Annotated in this window: 20 protein-coding genes and 1 tRNA gene; 7 read left to right on the forward strand and 14 right to left on the reverse strand. The window is 62.4% G+C overall.

Translation table 11 applies throughout. The features are described 5' to 3' along the window. Positions 1 to 11 precede the first annotated feature (11 nt). The 6 genes from ACZZ0O_RS15550 to amaB form a co-directional block, all read right to left on the reverse strand. A complete protein-coding gene (locus ACZZ0O_RS15550; RefSeq protein ID WP_055854833.1) occupies positions 12 to 923 on the reverse strand; it encodes a DMT family transporter in 912 nt (303 codons plus the stop codon). Continuing rightward, positions 917 to 1,969, reverse strand: coding sequence for a UDP-N-acetylmuramate dehydrogenase (gene murB, locus ACZZ0O_RS15555; RefSeq protein ID WP_463591200.1), 1,053 nt, complete (start codon positions 1,967 to 1,969; stop codon positions 917 to 919). The genes ACZZ0O_RS15550 and murB overlap by 7 nt, the downstream gene beginning before the upstream one ends. Next, positions 1,966 to 3,021, reverse strand: coding sequence for a quinone-dependent dihydroorotate dehydrogenase (locus ACZZ0O_RS15560; protein WP_463591201.1), 1,056 nt, complete (start codon positions 3,019 to 3,021; stop codon positions 1,966 to 1,968). The genes murB and ACZZ0O_RS15560 overlap by 4 nt, the downstream gene beginning before the upstream one ends. A 4-nt stretch (positions 3,022 to 3,025) precedes the next feature. Continuing rightward, a complete protein-coding gene (locus ACZZ0O_RS15565) occupies positions 3,026 to 3,793 on the reverse strand; it encodes a class I SAM-dependent methyltransferase (protein WP_055854842.1) in 768 nt (255 codons plus the stop codon). A 2-nt stretch (positions 3,794 to 3,795) separates the two neighbouring features. Continuing rightward, positions 3,796 to 4,080: a DUF4190 domain-containing protein gene (locus ACZZ0O_RS15570; protein ID WP_055854845.1), complete on the reverse strand. Its 285-nt coding sequence runs from the start codon at positions 4,078 to 4,080 to the stop codon at positions 3,796 to 3,798. Between the two features lie 335 nt (positions 4,081 to 4,415). After that, positions 4,416 to 5,948: an L-piperidine-6-carboxylate dehydrogenase gene (amaB, locus tag ACZZ0O_RS15575; RefSeq protein WP_463591202.1), complete on the reverse strand. Its 1,533-nt coding sequence runs from the start codon at positions 5,946 to 5,948 to the stop codon at positions 4,416 to 4,418. Positions 5,949 to 6,083: 135 nt separating this feature from the next. On the opposite strand from amaB, the gene ACZZ0O_RS15580 reads away from it, so the two are divergent. Together ACZZ0O_RS15580 and ACZZ0O_RS15585 are read left to right on the forward strand one after the other, a co-directional pair. Next, a tRNA-Arg gene (locus tag ACZZ0O_RS15580) sits at positions 6,084 to 6,160 on the forward strand. Positions 6,161 to 6,310: 150 nt separating this feature from the next. Next, complete coding sequence (locus tag ACZZ0O_RS15585; RefSeq protein ID WP_463591203.1) at positions 6,311 to 7,018, forward strand: hypothetical protein; 708 nt, start codon at positions 6,311 to 6,313, stop codon at positions 7,016 to 7,018. Between the two features lie 8 nt (positions 7,019 to 7,026). Here ACZZ0O_RS15585 and ACZZ0O_RS15590 read toward each other — a convergent pair whose 3' ends face one another. Beyond that, positions 7,027 to 7,494, reverse strand: a complete 468-nt coding sequence (locus tag ACZZ0O_RS15590) for a tyrosine-type recombinase/integrase (protein ID WP_463592466.1) — start codon at positions 7,492 to 7,494, stop codon at positions 7,027 to 7,029. Between the two features lie 234 nt (positions 7,495 to 7,728). Beyond that, on the reverse strand, positions 7,729 to 8,055 hold the full coding sequence (locus ACZZ0O_RS15595; RefSeq protein ID WP_463591204.1) for a hypothetical protein: 327 nt from the start codon (positions 8,053 to 8,055) through the stop codon (positions 7,729 to 7,731). A gap of 301 nt (positions 8,056 to 8,356) precedes the next feature. Here ACZZ0O_RS15595 and ACZZ0O_RS15600 point away from each other — a divergent pair, with 301 nt between their 5' ends. Further along, entirely contained in the window at positions 8,357 to 8,998 is a 642-nt protein-coding gene (locus ACZZ0O_RS15600; RefSeq protein ID WP_463591205.1) for a hypothetical protein, read from the forward strand. Positions 8,999 to 9,010: 12 nt separating this feature from the next. On the opposite strand, the gene ACZZ0O_RS15605 is transcribed toward ACZZ0O_RS15600, so the two are convergent. Further along, positions 9,011 to 9,211: a hypothetical protein gene (locus tag ACZZ0O_RS15605; RefSeq protein ID WP_463591206.1), complete on the reverse strand. Its 201-nt coding sequence runs from the start codon at positions 9,209 to 9,211 to the stop codon at positions 9,011 to 9,013. Beyond that, complete coding sequence (locus ACZZ0O_RS15610; RefSeq protein ID WP_463591207.1) at positions 9,208 to 9,507, reverse strand: hypothetical protein; 300 nt, start codon at positions 9,505 to 9,507, stop codon at positions 9,208 to 9,210. Before ACZZ0O_RS15610 ends, ACZZ0O_RS15605 begins: the two co-directional genes overlap by 4 nt. A 478-nt stretch (positions 9,508 to 9,985) precedes the next feature. On the opposite strand from ACZZ0O_RS15610, the gene ACZZ0O_RS15615 reads away from it, so the two are divergent. The 3 genes from ACZZ0O_RS15615 (at position 9,986) to ACZZ0O_RS15625 (ending at position 11,345) form a co-directional block, all read left to right on the forward strand. Next, the gene (locus ACZZ0O_RS15615) at positions 9,986 to 10,552 is read left to right on the forward strand and encodes a UDP-N-acetylglucosamine acyltransferase (protein ID WP_463591208.1); all 567 of its coding nucleotides are present in this window, start codon (positions 9,986 to 9,988) and stop codon (positions 10,550 to 10,552) included. Next, the gene (locus tag ACZZ0O_RS15620; RefSeq protein WP_463591209.1) at positions 10,549 to 11,004 is read left to right on the forward strand and encodes an outer membrane lipoprotein; all 456 of its coding nucleotides are present in this window, start codon (positions 10,549 to 10,551) and stop codon (positions 11,002 to 11,004) included. The genes ACZZ0O_RS15615 and ACZZ0O_RS15620 overlap by 4 nt, the downstream gene beginning before the upstream one ends. Before the next feature lie 95 nt (positions 11,005 to 11,099). Next, the gene (locus ACZZ0O_RS15625; RefSeq protein WP_463591210.1) at positions 11,100 to 11,345 is read left to right on the forward strand and encodes a hypothetical protein; all 246 of its coding nucleotides are present in this window, start codon (positions 11,100 to 11,102) and stop codon (positions 11,343 to 11,345) included. A 207-nt stretch (positions 11,346 to 11,552) separates the two neighbouring features. Here ACZZ0O_RS15625 and pgaD read toward each other — a convergent pair whose 3' ends face one another. The 4 genes from pgaD to pgaA are packed head-to-tail and all read right to left on the reverse strand — an operon-like array spanning position 11,553 to position 17,091. Then, on the reverse strand, positions 11,553 to 11,999 hold the full coding sequence (gene pgaD / locus ACZZ0O_RS15630) for a poly-beta-1,6-N-acetyl-D-glucosamine biosynthesis protein PgaD (protein WP_323523428.1): 447 nt from the start codon (positions 11,997 to 11,999) through the stop codon (positions 11,553 to 11,555). Then, positions 11,996 to 13,249 (reverse strand): poly-beta-1,6-N-acetyl-D-glucosamine synthase, encoded by a 1,254-nt coding sequence (gene pgaC, locus ACZZ0O_RS15635; protein ID WP_115561894.1) that lies wholly within the window; start codon positions 13,247 to 13,249, stop codon positions 11,996 to 11,998. Before pgaC ends, pgaD begins: the two co-directional genes overlap by 4 nt. Positions 13,250 to 13,252: 3 nt before the next feature. After that, positions 13,253 to 15,151 carry a poly-beta-1,6-N-acetyl-D-glucosamine N-deacetylase PgaB gene (gene pgaB, locus ACZZ0O_RS15640; protein ID WP_463591211.1) on the reverse strand — a complete coding sequence of 633 codons (1,899 nt, stop codon included), beginning with the start codon at positions 15,149 to 15,151 and terminating at the stop codon, positions 13,253 to 13,255. Next, positions 15,133 to 17,091: a poly-beta-1,6 N-acetyl-D-glucosamine export porin PgaA gene (gene pgaA / locus ACZZ0O_RS15645; RefSeq protein WP_463592467.1), complete on the reverse strand. Its 1,959-nt coding sequence runs from the start codon at positions 17,089 to 17,091 to the stop codon at positions 15,133 to 15,135. Before pgaA ends, pgaB begins: the two co-directional genes overlap by 19 nt. Positions 17,092 to 17,825: 734 nt before the next feature. Here pgaA and ACZZ0O_RS15650 point away from each other — a divergent pair. After that, positions 17,826 to 19,526: a ShlB/FhaC/HecB family hemolysin secretion/activation protein gene (locus ACZZ0O_RS15650; RefSeq protein ID WP_463591212.1), complete on the forward strand. Its 1,701-nt coding sequence runs from the start codon at positions 17,826 to 17,828 to the stop codon at positions 19,524 to 19,526. Positions 19,527 to 19,564 lie beyond the last annotated feature (38 nt).

Here is a 19,564-nt window from a genome sequence, read left to right on the forward strand (position 1 = left end):
TCGCTGTCGCGTCACTCGCCCGGCTTTGCGCCCTCCACCGGGGCATGCGTGGCAGCACGACGTGCCAGCACCGCTTCGCGATGGGCGATGTAGACGTTGGCACCGATGATGATGGCCGCGCCGATCAAGGTGTGACGCTCGATGGCCTCGCCAAACAACCACCAGCCCAGCAAGGCCACCAGCGGTAGCTGCATGAAGCTGATCGGCTGCAGCGCGGACACTTCGCCCATCTTCAGCGCACGCGTCCAGAACAACTGCCCGACAGTGCCGAAGATGCCGGTCGCCACCAGCCACAACCAGTCGATGCCGTGCGGCAACGTCCACTGGAATAGCGCCGGAATCAGCGACATCGGCACCCAGAACACATAGGTGTAGAACACCACCGTATCCGAGTCGTCGCTACGCGACAGTTGCTTGATCTGGATCGCGACGATGGCACTGATCACTGCCGCCAGCAATGCAATCAACAGCCCCGGACTGAAGGTGGATGAGCCCGGGCGCAAAATCACCAGCACACCGATGAACCCGGCCGCCACCGCCAGCCAGCGTCGCATGCGCACCTGCTCGTGCAGCCACACCACCGCCAGCACGGTGACGAACAAGGGCGTGGAATAGGACAGCGAAATCGCCTGCGATAGCGGCAGATGCCCGATGGCCCAGAACCCGCACAGCATCGAGGCCAGGCCAATCAACGTGCGTGCCAGATACTGCGGCAGCTGGCGTGTACGCGGCAGCGTCTTGCCGGGGCCGATGAGCAACGGCAGCAATGCCAGCAACCCGAATGCATTGCGGAAGAATGCAATCTCGGTAGTGGCGATATTCTTCGATGCCAGCCGGATGGTGATGGCCATCAGGCCGAACGCGAGTGTGCTGATCAGCATCCAGACGGCGGCGCGCACGGGCGCCGATGCAGCAGTCACCAATGCGCTCCGATGATGCGCGGCTCCGGTTCCAGGATCACCGAGTAACGCTCGCGTACCGATTCGGCGATGCGCCGCGCAAAGTCGAGCAACTGCGCGCCGCTGGCAGTGCCGTAGTTGACCAGCACCAACGCGTGGTCGGGGGACACGCCGGCATCGCCTTCGCGCTGGCCCTTCCAGCCGCATTGCTCGATCAACCATGCAGCCGATAATTTGCCCTGGCCTGGCTGCTCGCCGGGATACACCGGCATGTCGGCGAAGGTGGCCTGCAACGCGGCGATCTGTTCGCTGGGCAACAATGGGTTCTTGAAAAAACTGCCGGCATTGCCCAGCACATCGGGGTCCGGCAGCTTGCGTCGACGGATGTTGATGACCGCCTGCGCCACGTCGGCCGCGCCTGCCAGCTCGGCACCCATGCTGGCCAATTCTTCGCGAATGCCTGCGTAATCCAGGCGTAGCTCATGCAGCAACGGCAGATTGAATTCCACCGCCACAATCAGATAACGCTCTGGCTGCTGCTTGAACACGCTGTCGCGGTAGGCGAATGCACACTCGGCCGCGGTCATCCGCACAAACTGCTGGCTAAGCCGATCGAACGCTTCCACCACGTGGATGAAGTCGCCCACCTGCGCGCCGTAGGCACCGATATTTTGGATCGGGCTGGCGCCGACAGTGCCGGGGATCAACGCCAGGTTTTCCAGACCCGACAAGCCTTGCTGCAACGAATACAGCACCAACGCATGCCAGTTCACACCGGCCCCGGCGCGCACGATAGCGTGGTCGGCATGGTGCGCGATGATGGCGATGTCGCGGTTTTCGAAACACAGCACATAACCTTGCGGGTCGCCGGCCAACAGCACATTGCTGCCGCTGCCCAGCACCAGCAATGGAAGCTCGGCGATCTCCGGCGCGGCCAGCGCCTGCGGCAGTGCCTCGGGCGTGTGGATGCTCAGCAACCAGCGTGCCGTTGCCTCGACATGAAACGTGTTGAGCGCACGCAGCGGCGCATGCGCGCTCAAGCTCCAGCCGGTCTGCACTGCATCGCTCATAGCGGTGAAACCGCGCCACCGCTGGGCGCTTCGCGGCGACGACGGATGGCATCGACGCACTCGCCGATCAACGGCGGACCGCGATACACCAGGCCGCTATAGCACTGCACCAGGCTCGCACCGGCCGCCATTTTGGCTAACGCATCGGCGCCAGAATTGATGCCACCCACGCCGATCAACGGAATCGACTCGGGCAGGCGTGCGCGCAAGCGTCGTAGCACCAGGGTGGATTGCCCCAGCAACGGCGCGCCGGACAACCCGCCGGCCTCGCCAGCCAGCGGATGATTGGCGATCAAGGTGCGCGTCACCGTGGTGTTGGTGGCGATCACGCCATCTACGGCCAGGTCGGCCAACACGCGTGCGGCGGCATCGATGTCGCGGTCGTTGAGATCCGGCGCCACCTTCACCAGCATCGGCACGCGCTTGCCATGTTGCGCAGCCAACGCTTCCTGGGTTTCGCGCAGATCGGAAATCAGCCGACGCAGCGCCTGTTCTTCTTGCAGCTCGCGCAAGCCGGCGGTATTGGGCGAGGAAATGTTGACGGTGATGTAGTCGGCCAGCGGATACACGCGCTCCATGCAATAGCGATAGTCGCTGGTCGCGTCCTCGTTGGGCGTGTCCTTGTTCTTGCCGATGTTGATGCCGAGCAGCCCGCCGCGTCGGCGCGCACGCTGCACATTGGCCACCAGCGCATCCACGCCCAGATTGTTGAAGCCCATGCGGTTGATCACCGCCTGATATTCCGGCAACCGGAACATGCGCGGCTTGGGATTGCCTTCCTGTGGCCGCGGGGTCACCGTGCCGATCTCGACGAAGCCGAAGCCCAGCGCCAGCAGTGCATCGATGTGTTCGCCGTTCTTGTCCAGGCCGGCGCCAAGGCCGACCGGGTTGGGAAACATCAGCCCGAATGCCGGCGTCGGCAGCGGGACCGGTTGCTTGGCCAGCAGCGACGTGGTGCCGGTGCGGTAGGCGATGTCGATGGAGCGCAGCGCCAGCGCATGCGCGCGCTCGGCATCGAGGGTGAACAGCAGGGGGCGGGCAAGCGAATACATGGGGTCAGTTCAATTTTCCTGCGAACACGCGGGTCTGGTATTGGAAGTCGATCTGCCCGTCCTGTGCGTGCGCGTCGAACAGCGTGCGCAGCGCGGCGAGCATCGGCGCATGGCGTGGGTCGTGTGCGAGCGGCGCGTACGAAGACGACAACAGGCGGCCGCGCAGTGCGTCGAAATCCAGTCGCTGCACATTGGGAAAGCGCGCCATCGCACGGAACCCATCACCAAACCAGGCCTGCATGGTCGCATCGTCCTGGTAGCGCTCTGCCACTGCCGAGTAGTCGGTGCCGTAGTCCAGCAATAGTTGCTCATAGCCGCGCAAGAAGGCGGTGGTATCCAGCTCGCGCGAGTTCCAGTAGATCACCGCCAGCCCGTCGGGCCGCAGCACGCGCGCCCATTCGGCACGGATGGCTTGGGTGTCGAACCAGTGGAAGGCCTGCGCGGCAGACACCAGACCCATGCTGGCATCGGCCAGCCCGGTGGCTTCGGCCGTGCCATCGATGGCCTGAAACTTGGGGAAACCCGCCAGCCATTGCTGCGCGGCCTCACGCATGGCCGGATTCGGCTCCACTGCCGTGACCGCATAGCCGGCTTCCAGGAATAGCCGGCTGGAAATGCCGGTGCCGGCGCCGATATCGGCCACCGCGGTCGCTGGGGTGATGCCAAGTTCGTCATGCAGCCAGCGCAGCAACTGCGGCGGATAACTGGGCCGGTAGCGCACATAGGCCGCCACGCGGTCGTTGAAACGCTGGGCCGAGGAGGGCGCGGCCATGCTCAACTGTTTGCGGCCGCAAGCCAGGCCATGCCGCCAAAGAACAGGACGAAGATTGCAATGCCGATTAGCCACATGGCCGCTGCCAGCCAACCGAGGATCAGCCCGCCGATCGCCAAGCCGTCGCCTTCCAGCCCCTGCGGGTTGCGGCGGATTTCTGCGCGCGCCAGGTGGCCGGTGATGATGGCGCACACGCTGCCGAGAAACGGGATCAGCGTCCAGCCGAGAATGCCTGCGACCAGGCTGACGATCGCCATGGCGCTGGTCTGTCGAACGACAACGTTCATCATGAACTCCTAGAGATTGGCGGCAGCAGAGGGCTGGCGTGGGCAGATTATCCCAGAGCAGCCGACCGAATGGCGTGCCGTCTGCGGCGGAAACGCGATCGCCGGGCCATCAGTGGCCGGGAAGAGGGGCCTGAACTGTCTGATTGCGTGGGGCAGGGAGGCGTTACCGAATGGGCTCCGGTCCCGGCCGAGACGTCAGCGGCCCTTGGCGAACCGCTGCGGGGTGGCGCGTACCGCTCTCTCTTTATCGCGATTGCAGGCCGCCCGTAGCAGAGGGTGGCCATGTGACAGCTGCAGCGCGCCGGCCATAGCCGGGCGCGCTGCGATGTGATCGATTACAGATCGAACTTGATGCCCTGTGCCAGCGGCAGCGAGTCGGAGTAATTGATGGTGTTGGTCTGGCGACGCATGTAGACCTTCCACGCATCCGAGCCGGACTCGCGACCGCCGCCGGTTTCCTTCTCGCCACCGAACGCGCCGCCGATCTCCGCACCGGAGGTGCCGATGTTGACGTTGGCAATGCCGCAATCGCTGCCCGCAGCGGACAGGAACTTCTCGGCCGCTTTCAGGTCCTGGGTAAAGATTGACGACGACAGGCCCTGCGGCACGCCGTTCTGCAGATCGATCGCCTCATCCAGCGTGCTGTACTTCATCACGTACAGGATGGGTGCGAAGGTCTCGTGCTGTACCACCGCGTCGCTGTTCTGCAGCCCGGTGACAATCGCTGGCAACACGAAGTTGCCCGGGCGATCGATCGCGGTGCCGCCTACTTCCACCGTGCCGCCAGCGGCCTTGGCCTTGGCGATCGAGGCCAGGAACTGCTCCACCGCGCCGCGGCTGTTGAGCGGGCCCATCAGGTTTGCCGGGTCGGTGGGGTCGCCGATCTTGCTGTCGAGCTGCTTGTACGCCTTGACCAGCGTGGCCAGCACGTTGTCGTAGATGGACGCATGCACGATCAGACGGCGCGTGGTGGTGCAGCGCTGCCCGGCGGTGCCGACCGCGCCGAACACGATGCCGGGGATCGCCAGCTTCAGGTCGGCGGTGTCGTCCAGGATGATGGCGTTGTTGCCGCCCAGCTCCAGCAGGCAACGGCCCAGGCGGTGCGCAACCTTCTCGGCCACCACACGACCGATCTGGGTCGAGCCAGTGAAGCTTATCAGCGGGATGCGGGTGTCTTCGACCAGCTTTTCCGACAGAGTGATGCCGGCATCGTTGATCAGGAAGAAGATGTCCGGGAAACCGGCGTCTTTCAATGCCGCATTGCAGATCTTCATCGTGGCAATCGCGGTCAGCGGCGTCTTGTTGGACGGCTTCCAGATGCAGATATCGCCGCAAATCGCCGCCAAGAACGCATTCCACGCCCACACCGCCACCGGGAAGTTGAACGCGCTGATGATGCCCACCAGCCCCAGCGGCTGGTACTGCTCATACATGCGGTGACCGGGACGCTCCGAATGCATGGTGTAGCCATAGAGCATGCGGCTCTGGCCCACGGCAAAGTCGGCGATGTCGATCATCTCCTGCACTTCGCCATCGCCTTCGGGCTTGCTCTTGCCCATTTCCAAGGCCACCAGCGAACCGAGTGCATCCTTGTGCTTGCGCAGCGCCTCGCCACACAGCCGCACTGCCTCACCGCGACGCGGCGCCGGCGTGGTGCGCCACACCTTGAAGGCCGCCTGCGCGCGCGCCACGATCAGCTCGTAGTCGTCCGGCGTGGTCGCCTGTACATCGGCGATGACCACGTTGGTGGTCGGATTGAGCGGCTGCAGCACGCCGGCGCCGGTGGCCTGCGACCAGGTCGCCTCGCCGAGGTAAGTGCCGGAATTGGACGCAGCGAGGTCGAGCGCCTTGAGCAGGTCAGCGGACATGGAATCTCCTGGAAGCAGTGGCGGTCGCGCGGCAGCCAAGGCCGGCAGCGACACGGGTAGCCGCCGATTTTAGCAGGCTCCACCCACCCCCGGCCGGCTTGGCAAGCTGGCTGAACATGCGACAATGCCGCCCTTGGCCCCGTAGCTCAGCTGGATAGAGCGTCCCCCTCCTAAGGGGAAGGTCGCCCGTTCGAATCGGGCCGGGGTCACCAGGAATCAATGGTTTAGTTGCGCGTTCAAGCATTGCCTCCGGCAGATGTTGATACATATCCACAAGCGTTTGCCACAGCTGCCACAGCACTCGGCTCGCAGAATATCGAGGTGATATGTTCAGGTTCGGATCTAAGTCTTGGCCATATATCTTGGCGGTGTTGGCAAGCCTGGTAGTAATATTTTTTCTCCAGAATAATGGTTCAATCTCGAACAAAGAGCTCGGGCTATTGCTGGGCTCATTATTGAGCACTTTCCTCGGTGCACAATTCGCTTATAGATTAGGTCAGGCCAAGGACGAGGATGCGGAGCGATCACGGCAAATTGCCTCTCTCAATCGTGCGCTACTTGTACTCCTGGCTCAGTACAACGAAATTCGGACCACCATGATTGAGTTCGAAAAGTATCCGAATGATCTCTTTTGTGCATTCAACATGGCGGCGGTTTTGCCCATCGAGTCCTTCGGACTTGTTCAAAAAATAGATGACTTGGATTTTATTCTAAAGACGCGGCAGAGAAATATCCTGCTTGAATTACACACGGAGCAGCTGAGGTTTGACCAGGTACTAGTCACCATTAGGATTCGGGCCGAACATGCGATTCGAGAATTGCACCCTGAAATGTCTAGGCTTCGCCTTCGGGACGTCTATGTGAATGAAGCAATTCTCAGGGAGTCTTTGGGGGAATACATGTTTGAGACAGCTGTGAACTTGACTTCAAGCATGAGGCGCCATGCAGCAGCAAGTGATAAGTCGCTGCCCGAAATGATGGAGAAGCTTAAGGCTTTTTCGGAGCAGTTATTTCCGGGGGAGAAGTTTATCGGTCACGCCTTGGTGAATGCCCCTGAATCAAATCCATAAGGTGATGTTCAACTGCAGTGATGCATTCGCACAAGTGGTTGGCTAGCTAAAATTTGATTTTGTCCACCGCCGAGGCATTCCCCTCCGGCGTGAGGTGAACGTAGTATTTTTTCGGTTGTGGCATAATCAGAATAGCCAGCAAGGATCTGCACCCGCCGCAGCGGGATGCCTGCGATAACCAAATGGGCACAAAAGGTGTGGCGCAATCTATGAAGGCTCCCGCCGATGCCTGCGTTGACGGCGTCCGCTGAAAACCAATCACTAATGGTGTCTCTGTGTACATCCACTACGGGGTCAAACAGGTGACGCAGTGCCCATCTGGCATAGCGATTAAGCGGCACCTCGCGCCATTTGCCTGACTTTGTCCGGCTTTTCCCGGTTTCGTCTGGCTCACTCTCCACAATAAGCCGATTTCCGCGTACGGAAGACTTGCGCAGTTTTGCCACCTCCCCTCGACGTAGCCCTGTATGCGCCATTAAAAGCCATAAGGCGGCGCGCCTAGGGTTCGCGCGATACAATTCCCGCACGGCAACACGATCATAGAAGCGCACTGCCACACTACGGACTCCACGAGGTGCGTTCACGCTTTCTAGCGGATTGACATCGAGATCCTTCCATTTCACTCCTCTTCGGAACGCGACCTGGAGCCTGCGGATCTCTTTGCCAACAGTTTCGGGGGCTGCCTTGTCGGTGAGCAGGCGATCGCGTTTCTAACCTTCCATCTCCATCGGACGAAGCGTGTCGAACGGGCGATGGCCGAAGTTGGCGATGAAGCGCTTCACTTCGCTGCGCGCTTTGCCTGCTGTGGTGGGATGCTCGGCCGTGTACCAATCCAAGTACCAGTCAAGGTAGGTGCTCACCAGCGGCAGGCGAGCGAGGATGCGAACGCCATGGGTTAGCTCAGCTTCTTTCGCTGCTCGTATTTCTTCAGCCTCATGAGGGCCGAGGCGGCCGAGGGAGATGCGGTGACCTAAGCCGCCCTGATGCCAGAGGAGGTAGGCGCTTGCGCCTCGCCAGTAGATCTTGACTGTTGCCATTGATGTGCGCCGTGTATCGCCGCGTAAAGAGCGGACTTCTCATAGAGTTGCTTGCCCATGAAGCGTCGCGGGGCAAGGCCATAGGCAATTGCGTCCTTTCGAAACTGGGATTCGGAGACGCCGCAGTAGCGGGCTGCCTCTGCGACGTTGAGCCAGTCTTTGCCAGCGAGATTCGCGACATCTTCGTTGGTCATGCACGACCTCCAACGTGGTTAGTTGTTTCGATCAGACGATCTAAGTGACCTCGGCCTGAGGTTGTTCGGGTACTCTGAGAACCTTCTAATAAATAAGGATTTTTTCAGTGGAAGACGTTCAGAGGATTAGGTTGGAGCGCATCGTGAGGCATATGCTGGTCCAGATGCTTTATATCGGTATTGCGCTTACATTTGTTCTTCTTATTTGCCCCGTCGATCTTGGAAAGGATGCTCCAGCATGGGTACAGGCAGTCGGGAGCATCGCCGGCATCGGTGTTGCCATTTGGATTCCACTTCGAATTCAGGCGGGACAAGAACAACGAATTGAGAAAGATCGAGTGCTCAGAACTAAAGCGTTTGCAATCGCTTTTCAGCCCCTTATCGAGAAGTTCAGAGAGGGGCTTGTACAGGCCTGGGTCGCCGCAAAAGATTTCGACAGCCCGGATGGGCCCTTGCTTCATGAGGCAAGTGGATACGCTCAGCTTCCAGAGGCACTGACTCAGCGCGCATCTGAGATCCACGAAATTGGTCCAGCTGCTACGGGACTTCTGCGCGCAATTGTGCTTGCAGGAATGGCTAGGCAGGCGTTGATGTACGCCGCCATCTATCAAAGTAACGGGGGTGTAAGTTACGAGAATGATGGTCGTCCATTGGAAATGGAAGCTCCCGATGATTATCTCGATTCGCTTAAGGAGGCCCGGATTGAAGTGGAGCAAACCCTCAATCACATAAATCATTTGATCGGATAGGTGTTTTTATCGTCACGATGGATTCTGGCTCTGCGTTGTTTTGGTCTGCATGCGAGCGTTGTTAGCCTGGCTCCGCGACAGAATCTTGCGCGCGGGAGTAACGCCCAATTTTTCGACGACCCCGCCGGTCTTGGCGAAGGCCTTTAGGTGAGCGGCTAGGTCGGCGCGTTCGCGGTCTTTGTGGCGGACAGTGGATTGGGCGAAGGTGCTCATTGCGCATCTGCCTTGCCACGCGCAGCGGATTCGTCGCGCAGCAGCTGCTCGGCGTAGGCGATGCCGCGCGGGTTGAGGGTGATGATGTTCGGGAATTGCGGGTCGTCAAACTGCACTAGGCCGGCTTCGTCGAGCCAGTTGATGCATCGGCGGGTGAACGCTTGGATCTGCACCGGACCGCTGGTTTGCACTTGTGCGGGCATGGCGGCGAAGCCGCCGCGCGTGCGGCGCAAAGTGCGGCCTTGGGTGCCGTAGGCCGCCTTGAGCGCGACCTGTGCTTCGGGTTGTAGATGCATGGTGACCTCGATCAGGCGGCGTGAGCCGCGTTCGCCAGCTGTGCGAACAGCTGTTCGCGTGCACGGCTCAGGTGGGACAGCGGGATGCGGTGCTGGGAGGTGGGTTCGGTCCAGCGGCTTTCGGTGAGGGGCGGCTGGGGCTTGGCGTAGTGGCCAGCGCGCAGCGGTAGCACTCGATGTTGAATGTGGTGGGCGCTGGGCCGCCGATGCCGTAGCGGTGCGGCGCGCCGTGGGTGGTAACCAGCTGCGGGCGATGACCCTGCTGGCATGCAGGAATGGTGGGCGGCAGTGGCGTGGCTTCCTGGCGCATGTCAGTCCTTGGCCCGCGCCAGCCGAGCGTGGGGGAGGGCAGGCTGCTGGGTCTGCGACATCAATAGTTGGGGAGATGTTCATCTAGTGCAGTTCGAATCATTTGTTACTATCGCGTTAGCTGTAGGGATGCGGCCCCATGCCGCAATGGAAGCAACAGGGGAATGGAATGAAAAAGCTACTCGCCGCTGCGATCGTGATCGCGGCGCTTTCTGGCTGTGCGGCCAATCCGCCGCTCAACTTCTCAGTGCCGGGCGTAGGAGTCAGCAGCAAGAAGCTCGATGCCGAGCTGAAGTCGCTGACGGTCACGCTGGCCCGGCCGGACGAGGCAAAGGGCAAGGTGCCGCCTGAGGCGCAGCACGAAATACCGGACATGTGGGAGAACGCCCTGACTGAGGCGCTCAACCGGATGGCGATCTTTCGTGACGACGCACCGCGAAAGCTCAGCTTGTCGGTGAAGATCCTGGCGATCGACATACCGTCGTTCGGCGCGTCCATGACCACCAAGACCATCGCGCGCTACGAGCTGATCGATCGCGCGAACGGCAGCATCGTCTACACCCAGGATGTGAGCGCTTCGGGCACTGTGCCGGCGGGCTATGCGTTCGCCGGCGTGATCCGCGCTCGCGAGTCTATCAATCGCTCCGCCCAGAACAACATCGCGCTGTTCCTGCAGGCGTTGGAAACGGTCGACGTGAGCAAGCCGATGTTCCCGAGCAGTCAGGCGACTCCGTGAAGTCGCTCATCGTCGCGACCTGCCTCGCGGTCGCAGTGGTTGGGTGCGCACCTAATGTGCGCACCGACAGCTACTCAGTGGGGTCGGTTGGCCAGGTCAATCGGACCGTGGCAGGCACGGTGATCAGTGCGCGCGCTGTTTCGATCGATGGCACCCAGGGGGGCGGCGCCGCGGCGGGCGCGGCTGCGGGCGGCATCGCCGGCTCATCGATGGGGGGCAGTGGTCGGGCCAACGCAGTCGGAGCGGTTGGCGGGCTGGTCGCCGGCGCCATCATCGGTGCTGCAGCTGAGCGTTCGGCGTCGCGTGCGGAGGGCATGGAGTACGTCGTCCAGACCGAAAACGGATCACTTATGACGGTAGTGCAGGGTGTAACGCCCGCATTTGCGGCAGGTGCCCCTGTGCTGGTTCTGTATGGCTCGCCGTCCAGACTGATCGCCGATCCTCGCAACTGATCGGCAGCGCCAGACCCCGCAAAAGCATAAATGGGCCAGTGCGGACCTACTTGCGTCTGAAGCACCTTCGAAAAATTTTAATTTAGGGCTGACTCATGGAACTGATCTACTTCGCAGCTGCGATCTTCGGCCTGGTGCTGTCGATATTGTGGCTGCTGGTGCCGTTTGCTGTTTTTGGCATCAAGCCGCTGCTGGGACAACTGCTGGCGGAGCAGCGCAAGACGAACACTCCATTGGCGACAATGTCGCAGCAGCTGCACTTTATTGCTCAGCGTCTTGATGGTGCGGGGCAGCCGACGTCCCAAGTCGTGTTGCCTCTGGGAGGTGAACTGTCAAGGTAGGACCTAGCAGCCCGAACGATCTAAGCATGGGCAGCTAGACTCGCCCGCAAAGCAAAAACCCCGCCAGAGCGGGGTTCGATCTCAGGGCGATCGCGTACTTCTTCATTACTTGACTTCTCGTGGCAATGGGGGCCATGCCGGCGGAGTCGCAACTGTACGATGCTCCTTTTCATTAAGGGCGGGATATTGCACAAACTGCTAAATCACTCACCGATGCCGCACCACCCGCACTCCCACCGGCCGTGCAGACTTGTCCATCGACACCGATGAGATGCGGCTGTGGCGGAGCAGGGTGCCGAGTTGTTCGGTGGCGCCCAGGCGTTGGTCCACTTCCAGTTCGGCAACGGTGCGGGGGCGTTTGCGCTTGTCGGCATTGGCGAAGCGCAGGCGGTTGTATTCGGCCCAGCCGACCGTGGTGATGGCGGCCATCAGGGCGATAACGGGCAGTGCGCCGAGGGCGAACGGGTCGATGGCGTTGTGCTTCAGGTAGAGCTCGGTGTACGCGCTGCGCAGGCCGAAGAACCAGGCGATCAGCGTGGCCAGCGGTGCCCAGAGATAGAAATAGACCATCCAGGCGCCGGCGGTGGCGGCGCCATAGGCGAGACGGCGCGAGCGGCCGAGGCGTTGCGGCAGGTTGATGATGGGCGGGGTCATTGGATTCCTCGGTCGGGGCTCTTCCATCGCGCGCGTTTATTGCGGCGTGCGATGAGAGCGCGGGGGAAGGCGATGACGGCAGTGAGCATGCCGATCATCCAGAAGGCAGCGGGGTACCAGATCACCCAGAAGAACTGGCGTGCCAGGCCTTTTTCGTAGCGACGTTCAATGATCAGGCTGGTGCCGAACTGCAGCAGGCAGACCACTGCCAGCACCAGGCCATGCCAGCGCGGCAGGATGGTGTCGACATACAACGCAGGCGGCATCGCGATGAACTTGCCGAGCACCCACAGCACGATGATGAACAACATCACGTAGGCCCAGATCAGGCTCAGCGTGTATTCCAGCAGCACTGCCCACATGCGCCGGCTGCGCCAGGCCAGTGCGCGGCGGCCATGGCTCAGCAGTACCTCGACGCCACCGCGCGCCCAGCGCAGGCGCTGCATCCACAGGCCGCCAAAGGTTTCGGGCATCAGGATCCAGCACAGTGCGTTGGGCTCGTAACGGATATCCCAGCCGTCGAGCTGCAGGCGCCATGAGATGTCGATGTCTTCGGTGACCATGTTGTCGGACCAAAAGCCGACGTGGTGCAGGGCCGAGCGACGAAATGCGCAGATCACACCGGACACGGTGAACAGGCGGCCGTACACGCGTTGGGCGCGCTTGATCAGGCCCACGATCGCAGAGAACTCGCCGACCTGCATGCGGCCCATCAGCGTGGTGCGATTGCGCACGCGCGGGTTGCCGGTAACGCCGCCGACGCGCGGGCCGGAAATCAGGTGGCCCACCATCCAGCGCGTTGCATGCGGATCGAGAATCGCATCGGCATCCACGCACACAAGATAATCGGACCGCGCCGCAAGCGTGCCTACGCGCAAGGCGTTGGCCTTGCCGTGGTTCTGCTCAAGGTGCACCACGCGCAAGCGCGGATGCTGATGCGTGAGGTCGTCGAGGACTTCGGCGGTGCGGTCGGTACTGCCGTCGTTGATGGCAATGATCTCGAAGTCCGCATAGTGCTGCGCACTCATCGCTGCGATGGTTTCGGCGACATGCTTGGCCTCGTTGTAGCAAGGCATCAGCAACGACACGAACGGCTCGCTGGCCATCGGCGGCGGCTTGGACGGCCCTGGCGTGCCGCGTTCGCGCCGCAGGTAGTAGTAGATGCCGCCGATCATCCAGAAAAACGCCATGATGATCGGGTAGTAAAACGCGAAGTTGAACAGGGCGGCCAGTAAGAGGCTGGTCGTCATCGGTCATCGCTCGATATAGGGGAATTGGCGGGCCGAGATGGCTTCGCGCGCTTCGGGCAGGGACGGATGGCCGCCAATGAAATCGTCGGGGTAATACGCCAGATGACGCACTCCGGCCGCCAGCAGCAACTTGGAATGTGCCAGTAGCACGCCATCAGGTAGCGGCTTGCCGCTGCGCCAGTCCACGGTCTGCAGTTCGAAGATGGTCTTCTCGAAACCATGTGGCTGCTGACCGACGCGCGTGACCAGTTGCGTGAGCCACTGCTGCGGGTCGTCGGCGTTTTCCATGTAGGGCATCGCCATCAGCGCGGTGTAATCGTAGGCGGCAGAAAAAGCGTCCAGACGCTGCGCAAACCACGCTTCGCTGTGCGGATCCAGCACCGGCTGCGCGAACAGATTGCGCACCGTGACCAGCTTGGGGCGCCAGCGCTCTGCGGCGACCTTGAGCTGCTGAGTGAAGCCGATCAGCGCCTGCGTGCGCCTGGCCGGATCGCCGCCGCCGTAGGCCGGCACGTCGTCATCGCGCAGGTAGGCATCGTCATGGAACAGCAGGCCTTCGAAGTAGGCATTCGCAGCGAGGTCTTCGTAGACGTCGGCCACCAATTGGCGGGTGCGCGGGTTGCCCGGGTCCAGACGCGGCACATCCTTCGGGTCGTTTGCACGGATCTGCAGTGCGGCCTGTTGCTGTGCGTCGGGTAGATGGAAGCCGAGCACCGGCAACCAGGCGAACACGCGCACACCGGCACGGGTACGCAGCTGCCACGCCACGCGTCCGAACAGGTCGGCGCGCATCGGCAGATGCCGATTAGGGAAATACAGCGCATCGGCTGCACCATCGCCATCCGGGTCGGCAAAGGCCTGCAGGAAGACGTGGCTGGGCCCGATATCCTTGACGCGCTGAACCAGAATGTCGAGATTGCGCGCCAGCTGTGCGGGGTCCGGGTCGTAGACGTAATCCAGGTCGATCTGGATGGCGCGCAGCCCATCGCGCGACAGATCGCGGCGCAGTTCGCCGGCCAGATCGCGCACGTCGGGGTTGTTGAACAACAACAAACGCCCGAGGCTGGCCAGCGATTGCCCATCCACGCGGTCGCGGCCTTGCTGGCCGATATCGGCTTCGTGCGAGCGGCCTTCCAGATCGAAACTGAGCGTCATGCCCAGTTGCGCGGCAATGGCGTTGCTGGCGCGGTTGTAGGCGGCATACGGCCACACCATCGTGCGCGGCGGCTTGCCCAGATGCGCCACGATGGCATCGCGGCTATGCCGCAGATCGGTTTCGATGCGCTGGCGATAGTCGGCTTCGTTTTCGTAGCCGCTGCTCGCATCCCACAGCCGGGTAACTGCCGCAGGGGTCTGGTTGCCGAAAGGATTGCCGGCAATGCCCTTATGCAGGTCGTCGCTATGCGAGCCGATCTCGACCAGGCCGCTGTCCTGCATCTCGCGCAGTTGCGCCCAGGTGACGAAGTCGTCGCGGGTGAAATCGCGCGGGCCGTACGGCACCACCTTGCCCGCAGGCAGTTCGACCCAGCTGGTTACCGGCGCGACCAGGGCGGGGTAGCCGTAGGCCTGCAACAGCGGAAATACCCGCGTATAGACGCTGCGCAAGCCGTCATCGAAGGTAAGCAACACCGGCCGCGAGGGCAGGGCGCGCCGGCCGGCGCGTGCATCCAGCACCTGCTGCACGCTCACCGGGTGATACGCGTGCGAGCGCAGCCAATCCAGATGCGCGGCGAAGTTGCTGGTGGACACCGCATAGCGATCCGGGTCGCCTTTGGCGGCGACGTCGTCGCGAATATCGTGGTAGCTGAGCACCAGCAGACCCGCATGCGCCGACGACGCGAAGGTCATCAACAGCAGTGCGAGCAGCAACAGCGGCAGGCGGATCAAGGCGTAACTCCCCATCGGAAATCCAGGTCCAATCCAAGTTGTTGTTCGCGCCGGCCGTCGTAGACCGGGCGCGACCAGCTCACGCCATACGTCAACGCGCTGCCATCGCCGAGCGACCACAGATGCCGATAGGCCAGCGCGGGCACCCATTGGCTGCCAAAGCCGGATTGGTAGGTCGGGCCGGCGGTGACTTCCAGACGCTGCCGAAACGCGTAGTCGTAACGCCGCCAGCCAATCTGTTCGATCCGCACACCCGCAGCCACGCCTGCGCTGCGGCGTGGGTTGAAGTAATCGACCACGCGGTCGTCTTCGGCACGCCCGGCAGATGCAGAAATCAGCCCATCGATCAGCACATGCGGGCGTGCCCACAGGCGTTGGCTGCCCGACAGATCGAGCTGGTTGCGCCGATTGCCATCGCTGTAACGCAGCTGTCGTGCCTGCAGGTCCCAGCGCGTTTCATCGCTGGGTGTCCAGCGAAGCGTTGCGCCGATACTGTCGCCGGTGATGCCCAAACGACGCGCTTGCAACGAGGCCTCCGGGTCGCGTGTGCGCCAGGCAACGCTGCCGTACCACGCATCGGAGAATCGCCAACCCGCGTCCAGTGCCCAGGCGGTGCCATCGCGATCGAAATCATCGAGTGCGCGGCCACCGTAGGCGCTCAAGTCCAGCCGGTCGTAGCGGTAGTGCGTGCCCAGCCAGAAGCTGCGATAGCGCACGCGGGTCTCCTGAAAATCGGCCCAGTCGTCGCGCGCGCGCAAGCCCACGCGCCAGCGCTCACCCAGCAGCGGCGATTCGGCTTCCAGCAGCGCGCTGCCGAAATGATTGCCGAGCGGCGAGGTTGCGGTGGCGCTGTTGTCGTTGTCGCTACGTCCCCACGCATGGCTCAGATGTACCTGCCAGCCGCGTTGGCGCTCCAGCGACGCACCCAGCCGTTGCAGGCCGACATCATCGGGGTACTCGATGCGCAAGGTCTTGAACTGCGCATCGGCCAGATCCAGGCGATCGAGATCGCGCTGGTTTTCGACCACGCCGCTGCGTGCCTGCTTTTGATGCGGGTCCAGCGTCAGCGCGATCTGATTGCGTTGCAGGGCTTGCGTGGTGTGTCCGCGGCGCGATTCGATCGAAGCCAGAGCCGCTTGCAGTTCGGCATTATCGGGCCCAATCGCGATGCGCTCGCGCAATACCTGATCTGCACCGCGGTTGTCGTTGGCTGCAGAGCGTGCGGTGGCGAGTGCGACATCGGCGCTGAAGCGGTCCCAGTTTTCGTAGCCGCTGGTTGCGCCGGCGCGACGTGGCCAAGGCGCTTGCGTCGCGGCCAGCTGCTCGAACAACGGCATCGCCTGATCGAAGCGTTCTTGCTCCAGCAATGCGTAGCCGAGCAGTAGTTGCGTGTTGAAGTCGTCCGGGCTGTGTTGCAGCGCTTGTCGCAGGACGGTCTCGGCTTCGGCAGGGCGACGCAGCCCCATCAGCGAATCGCCAACCGTCGGCAGCACGTAGCTGGGCACCTCGATGCCTTCCGCACGCAATGCCTGATAGTTGGCAACCACGTCGCGATGGCGCTGACGCTGATTGAGGGCAACCAGGCTGTCGATACGCAACCGCGTCGCTTCCCAGGCCACCTGTGGTGGTGCGTCGCGCTCGATGCGCGCCACATTGACCAACGCCTGATCGGTCTCGGCATAGCGGTGCGCGGCATCGACCGGCTCGGCGCTGGCCCAGCCGATCATGCGCGCGACGCGATCGTTGTCGATGCGCTCGCGCTCCTGCTGCGAAAACCAGTCCGGATGGCGCCACATCGCTTCTGCGGCAAGCTGCGCGCCGCCCAGATCGCTGAGCGTGAGCGCACGCAGCGTGTACGCGCCTTTGTCGCGCGGGTCTGCACGCAACACGCGTTCGTAGATGGCGAGTGCTTCCGCATAGCGCTGCTGGCCGCGCAATTGCTCGGCTTGCTGCATGGGCGTAAGGGCGATGGAGGCGCCAGTCACATCTGTCGACCGCACTTCTCCGCTGTGCGCCAGGGGCACACATGCGGCAAACAAGGCAAGGCTGATCAGGGGAGTGAGTGCGCCTGTACGGTCAGGACGACCGCGCTGCACGTGCATGTGCAAACAGGGGGAAGAGAAGTTCACAAGCGATCCAGCTATGAAGTGCGGCGATACTGCGTATGCCCGTGTAAAGCGAGTGTCATCACTATGTTGATGGGATGTTCATTACTTGAGATCGGTTGGCATAAATGCGCAGGTCTGCACAATCATGGGCGCCAATGTAGCGGTCCATCTATTGAGTCGACAGCAGCGTCCTGCCCCACTTTTTAAAAGCCGTCCACGCGTCAAGAATGAGTTAAGACACAGGTAGGGGTGACGGTATGCGTTGTGGTGCATGTCTTGAATAGTCTCAATAGCCGCGCGTTGGCGGAACTTCGGGCCTATGAGAGCTATTAAGCGACCCGGCGATCTCCGTGACCTTACGGTAGCGTCCGATATTTGTGTGATTTATGTCACATAAATGCATTTGTCGGCATTTTCTTACAGGGTGGCCCCTACACGCTGCGTTGACCTGCTCTTAACGCTGCAGCACAGTGGCGCCGCATTCGCCGTGTCCAAGGGTTGTGCTGCCGTTTTGGCAGCCATGTGCGGCGATGTGAGCAGCGGCAGGCCCAGGTCTGACCGGTGCACAGGGGGCATGACAGATGTGGATGCGATCGGCGCCGTTGGCGCTGGCGGCTTGCCTATGGGCGGTCGCCGGGCTGGCGGCTGCACAACAATCGGCACCGACCAGCCTGGACCGGCAGGAGCAACTGCGCCAGGCCGAAGAGATTCAGCGTCGGCAGGAGCAGGAGCGCCAGGCGCCTTTCGCCGGCCCGCGCGAGGATGCCGAGCGCGTGGACGTACGCAGCACTGTGCTACCCGATGAAGCGCTGTGTTTTTCGATCACGCGTGTGCGCCTGTCGGGCGCGGGCCAGGATGCTGCGCGGTTCGCTTGGCTGTGGAAATCGCTGCGCCGTTACGAGGGGCGCTGCATCGGCCGCATCGGCATCGATGTCATTCGCCGTCGCGCACTGGATCGGCTGGTCGCGCGCGGTTTTGTTACAACGCGCATCGGCGTGCCCGAGCAGGATTTATCGCGCGGCGAGTTGCGCTTCGAACTGATGCCGGGCCGTCTGCGTGCGGTACGTGTGGTGTCTGATACCGACGGTGCGCACTGGAAGACCGCCTTGCCATTGCGCACTGGCGATCTGCTGGATCTGCGCGCGATCGAACAAGCCGTGGAGCAGTTCAAGCGCCTGCCATCGCAGGACGCCAAGATCGATATTGCACCGGGCGAAGCGCCAGGCGAATCGGATCTGGTCATCACCTTGCAGCATGGGCGGCGTTGGCGCGGTGTAGTCAACGCCGAGGATTCGGGCGTGGAAGCCACCGGTCGCGTGCAGGGCGGGCTGGATGTGTCGCTGGACAATCCGTTGGGGCTCAACGACCTGCTCAGTGTCGGCTACAGCCACGATCTGGCGACACGCGATGAAGAGCGCGGCACTCGCGGCAACAGTCTGAGCTACAGCCTGCCGTGGGGCTGGTGGACGGTTGCGCTCTCGGCGTCGTCGTACCGCTATCACCAGCGCGTGGACGGGTTCTTGCAGACCTTCCAGTCCAGCGGCGAATCCAGTAATGCCCAGCTGGACATCCAGCGCGTCTTGCATCGCGATGGCACCAGCAAGACTTCTGCCGGGGTGACAGTGGGGCGGCGGCGTGCGCGCAGCTATCTGGACGGCGTGGAGATCGGCATCCAGCGGCGCGATACCAGTAGTGCCGAGTTCTATTTCACGCATCGGCGTTACCTGGGCGCGATGCAGCTGGACGTGCGCATCGCACACCGGCGCGGCACGCCGTGGTTCAACAGCCAATGGACTGGCTATGACCCGCAGATCGGTTTCCCCAGTTTTCGGTATGGCGTGACCACGCTGGATGTGAGCACTGCGCTGCCGTTCAAGCTGGGGCCGGTGCCCATGGCCTGGGAAAGCAGCCTGCGCGCGCAGACCGCAGGCGAACTGTTGCTTGGCTCGGAATTCTTCACGATTGGCGGCCGGTACAGCGTGCGCGGCTTCGATGGCGAAGCGACCCTGGGTGCCGAAAAAGGCGCGTATTGGCGCAATACCTTGAGTTTCCCGGTGCAGCAGATCGGGCTCACGCCTTACCTGGGTTTGGACGCGGGACGCATCGATGGCACCAGCGCCAGCGGGCTGCGCAGTCGCAGTCTGGTCGGTGGCGCGGTGGGGCTGCGCGGCGGCTGGTTCGGCGCCAGCGTCGATGCATTTGCCGGTTGGGCGATCCACCGGCCCGATGGATTTGGAAGTGCGCAGCCGGCCTACGGCGCGCGTGTGATCTACCAGTTTTGACATGGATCGCGCTGCCAGCCGGCGGCGCGCTTGTTGAT

Source organism: Xanthomonas sp. AC360 (genome assembly GCF_979258225.1).